This is a genomic window from Pantanalinema sp. (assembly GCA_036704125.1).
Taxonomy (GTDB): domain Bacteria; phylum Cyanobacteriota; class Sericytochromatia; order S15B-MN24; family UBA4093; genus JAGIBK01.
This window is the reverse complement of the sequence record DATNQI010000034.1, coordinates 1-4334: the sequence shown is the minus strand read 5'-3', so window position 1 is coordinate 4334 and position 4334 is coordinate 1. Positions and strand designations below refer to the sequence as shown.

The 4334-nt window shown below is 67.4% G+C and carries 3 protein-coding genes; 2 read left to right on the top strand and 1 reads right to left on the bottom strand.

Annotated elements, in window-relative coordinates:
- On the bottom strand, positions 1-1368 hold a 1368-nt coding region (gene tilS / locus V6D00_05205), incomplete at its 3' end, for a tRNA lysidine(34) synthetase TilS (protein HEY9898560.1).
- 424 nt (positions 1369-1792) lie between these two features.
- Between tilS and V6D00_05200 the strand changes: the two genes are divergently transcribed.
- The gene (locus V6D00_05200; GenBank protein ID HEY9898559.1) at positions 1793-3841 is read left to right on the top strand and encodes a methyl-accepting chemotaxis protein; all 2049 of its coding nucleotides are present in this window, start codon (positions 1793-1795) and stop codon (positions 3839-3841) included.
- Entirely contained in the window at positions 3842-4321 is a 480-nt protein-coding gene (locus V6D00_05195) for a chemotaxis protein CheW (protein ID HEY9898558.1), read from the top strand. It abuts the gene before it with no gap.
- Positions 4322-4334 lie beyond the last annotated feature (13 nt).

The following is a 4334-nucleotide window of genomic DNA, read 5'->3' as shown; positions in this document are numbered from 1 at the left end:
CCCCCGCGGCTTTTCGCAAATCGCCTTCACGACGCGCCGCGTCGCCGGGCCGATCGGGGCGTGGGCCGATCGCCGTATCCCCACCACCCAGAGCACGTCGTCGCCTGCGGCGAGCACGGGCAAACGCTCCATGACAGGACGCGGCAAGCGCTGCTTGGCGAGGAATTGCGCGAGCGGGCGCGCTTTCTGCCGGCCCCAGGGGACGAAGCGATCGGTGTCGGGGCGGGCGAGACGCCAGACCAGATCGGGCGGCAGGTGATCGGCGTCGAAGGCTTCCGATGCCCCCCGAGGGGCGAGGAAGGGCGGCTCGGCTCGCTCCAGGCCGAGCCGCGTGCCGGCCAGCGCGACCGTCACGCCCGGAAGCGCGGGCACCGGCGGCGGCGCCTCGAACACCCGGTACAGGAGCAGCAGCCCGTGCTGCACCGCCGCTCGCAGCCCCTCGCCCACATCCACGCCCTCTCCCGCCGCTCGGATTCGCTCCAGGCGCTGGGCGGTCATCCCCCGGCGGGTGCCCTGGACCTGGACGTACGCCTGAGCCAGGACGCGGCGCTGGAGGGCGGGAGGCAGGAGCGCAAGGCCCGCGGCCTCCAGGCCGATCAGGCCCTGGCCCTCGTGGCGCAGCAAGGGCCGGATGGCTTCTTGCGCCTGACGACTCAGGTAGTCGTCCTCGTCGGCGAGCACCGCGAGGTTCAGGCTCAGGGTGCGGTGGATGGCGGGATTGAGCGCGCGCAGCACCGGGGTCACGTCGTGCCGCAGGCGGTTGCGGGGGATGGCGGCGTCGCGGTTGCTCAGGTCCTCGAACCAATCGAGTCCATGGTGTTCCAGGTAGGCCTCGATGGCTGCGCGTGTCACCTCCAGGAGGGGGCGAACGATGCAGGGGCCCTCGCGCTGCTCGCGCTTGATGGGGATGCCGAGCAGCCCAGGAAGGGCGGAGCCCTTGGTCAGGCGCAAGAGGACGGTCTCGAGCTGGTCGTCCGCGTGGTGGCCCAGCGCCAGGCGAGTCGCGCCCGAGGCGCGGGCCAGGGCGTTGAGGGCCGCGTACCGGGCGTCGCGGGCGGCCTCCTCGGGGCTCTGGCCGGGCGCGAGCCTGATCGCGACCCGTGCGACCCGGAAGGGGACGCTCCAGCTCGCCATGCGCGAGGCCAGCAGCTCGGCCTCGCGATCCGCTTCGGGGCGCAGGCCGTGGTGGACGTAGGCGGCCTCGACGTGCCAGCCCCGGTCCGGGGCGAGCGCGCGCAGGGCGTGGACCAGCGCCAGCGAGTCGGCCCCGCCGGAGCAGCCGACGAGAACGTGCTCGCCGGCTGCGAAGAGGCCGTGGCGAGCGCTCTGAGCGAGAATGCTGGAGAGAAGCGGATCCGGTCGGGGCATCATCGACCCTCTTTTTGTTTGCTCGGGCTCGTTCTTTCGGATCTCATTCTCTCATCGTGACTCGCTTCGCGACAGGGGAAACGCTCGATTAATTGAAGGAAAGCTCCTCCGATGCTGCCTGGGCCTATCGCCTGAATTCTGGCCCGCTTTGGCGCGGGTTTGCCCTGACACGGCGAGCCGCAGGCAGAATTGCGGAGTGATAAGCATTAGTTCACGAGAAAAGTTAATTCATGAACTAATATGTACTTCTTCATGAACTAATATTAAAAATAGCCTCATTTAATGAGCATCTGAGATAGCATTCCAGAGAGTGGAGCGAATATCGACAGGTCATTCGTTTCTACTGGATTTTGTTTCGTGCTGCGGCGGATCCGCCGTCACGAGGCAGGAACGCAAGTCATCAATGATGTTTTCAGGGGGGTTCATGAAACTAAGAATAGGAACGAAGCTGCTGGCCGGTTTCAGCGCGGTCCTCTTGCTCATGGGGATTGTCGGTTTCTTTGCGCTCGCGAAGCTGGGCGCCGTCAACGGCATGCTCGAGGACATGTACAAGAAAGAGGTGATGGGCATTTCCATCATCAAGGAGGCGAATCTCAACCTGATCTACCGCGGTCGCGACGAGAAGAACGCCATCCTCGCCACCGATCCGGCCGAGGTCGAGCGCAATCTCGCCAGCGTGCAGCAGTCCTACGGCAAGGTGCAGGATTACCTGACCCAGTACGAGGGTCTCGTCCGTTTCGATAACGCGCGTCAGCGCATCGCGCGCGTCCGCGAGGACCTCCAAGAGCTCCAGCCCTATCAGGACCAGGTCGCCGTGTTCGCGCGGCGCAACGATCACGCCAAGGCCTTCGAAGTGTCACAGAAGGCGCGGAAGATCGTCGATCGGATCGACGACGAGATGACCCAGCTGGCTCAGCAGAAGGAAGGGATCGCCAGGACGGCGAACGAGACGGGCCATCAGACCTACGAGCAAGCTCGGGTCATGGTCCTCGGGCTCTTGGCGATCGCGATCGCCCTCGGCGTCGCGATCGCCCTCTTCCTCTCCCGCGCCATCTCCCGGGGCCTCAACACCGTCGCGGTGGCTGCCGAGGGAATCGCGAAGGGCGAGCTCGAGCAGGACGTCACGGTCAAGAGCCGGGACGAGCTGGGCGACCTGGCCCAGAGCTTCCGCCAGATGATCGCCTACCTCAAGGAGGTGGCATCGGTGGCCGAGGCGATGAGCCGGGGGGATCTCGGAAGCTCCGTGACGCCCAAGAGCGACCGTGACCAGTTCGGCAACGCGATTTCCCAAATGATCGCCAGCCTGCGCGAGGTGGTGGCTCAGGTGCGCTCCGCGGCCGATTCGGTCGGGGCGGGGGCGGAGCAGGTCGGCAGCTCGAGCGCCGAGCTCTCGAAGACGACCTCGGTCCAGGCCTCGAGCGCCGAGGAGACCTCGGCGGCCATGGAGGAGATGGCGGCGAACCTCCAGTCCGTCGACTCGAGCGTCCAGACCCTCGGCAACAAGGTGACCCTCATCAGGGGGCAGTCCGACGAGCTGGCCGCGGCGGTCACCCAGACCAGCAGCTCGATCGCCGAGATGGCGGCGAGCATCCAGCAGGTGGCGGGGAACGTCGCCCACGCCAGCCAGGTATCCGAGCAGGCCGCCCAGGCCGCGGACGCCGGCGAGGAGGCCGTCGTCAAGACGATCGCCGGGATGAGGGCAATCTCGGAGACCATGGGGGGCATCCTGGAGACGATCCAGGTGCTGGATCAGCGCTCGGGCGAGATCGGGGCGATCATCGAGGTGATCGACGACATCGCCGAGCAGACCAATCTTTTGGCCCTCAACGCCGCCATCGAGGCGGCGCGGGCCGGCGAGGCGGGCCGCGGCTTCGCGGTGGTCGCCGACGAGGTGAGGAAGCTCGCCGAGCGCTCGGCCAAGGCGACCGGGGAGATCGGCAGCCTCATCAAGGGCATCCAGAAGGAGACCTCCCAGGCCGTCGGCGCGACCCGGGAGGGAGCCTCCAAGGTGACGGAAGGGGCCGAGCTCGCCAATCGCACGGGCGACGCGCTCGGGAAGATCAAGGACGCCTCCCAGCAGGTCACCGTCCTGCTCAGCGAGGTCTCGGCCGCGAGCAGCGAGCAGGCCCGCGCCAGCCAGCAGATCGTGGCCGCCGCCGAGCAGATGGCGGCGATCAACCACCAGGTCACGGGCGCGGTGGGCGAGATGGACCAGCTCACCAAGACCGTCACCTACGCGACCTCCGAGCAGCGTCAGGGCGCCGGCCAGGTGGTCATCGCCGTCGACAGCCTCAGCAAGAGCTCCCAGGAGGCGGCGATCGCGACCGAGCAGGTGGCTCGGGCCGCCGACGATCTCAATCACCAGGCCCAAAGCCTTCAGGCGGCAGTGGCCTTCTTCAAGGTGGACGAGCCGGAGCGCCGGCTCGAGCGGCGCGTCGGCGCGCTGTCGCTCCCGAGCGGGAAGGGGGCCTAGATGTCCGTTGAGACGGTGGCGGAGCCCGGCGCCCTGCTTCAACTGGCGAGCTTCTTCGTCGATCAAGAGGAGTACGGGGTCGACATCGCCCTGATCCAGGAGATCGTTCGGATGGCCGAGATCACCCGGGTCCCGCGATCGCCCGAGTTCGTGGAGGGGGTGGTCAACCTCCGGGGAAAGATCGTTCCGGTGATCGATCTCCGCCGACGGTTTGGCTTTGCCCCGGCTGAGCACACCAAGCAGACGCGGATCATCATCGTCTCGGTGGCCCAGCGGACCCTGGGTCTGATCGTCGATGGGGTCAGCGAGGTGCTGCGCCTCGCCGCCGACGCCATCGATCCGACGCCGGACATGGTGAGATCGGGGGGGGATTCCAGCTTTCTCAAGGGGGTCGGCAAGCGCGAGGATCGCTTGCTGCTCTTGCTGGATCTCGGGCGGCTCCTCGGCCGGGACGAGCTGGAGAGCCTGTCCGCGCTCTGATTCGCGCGAGGGT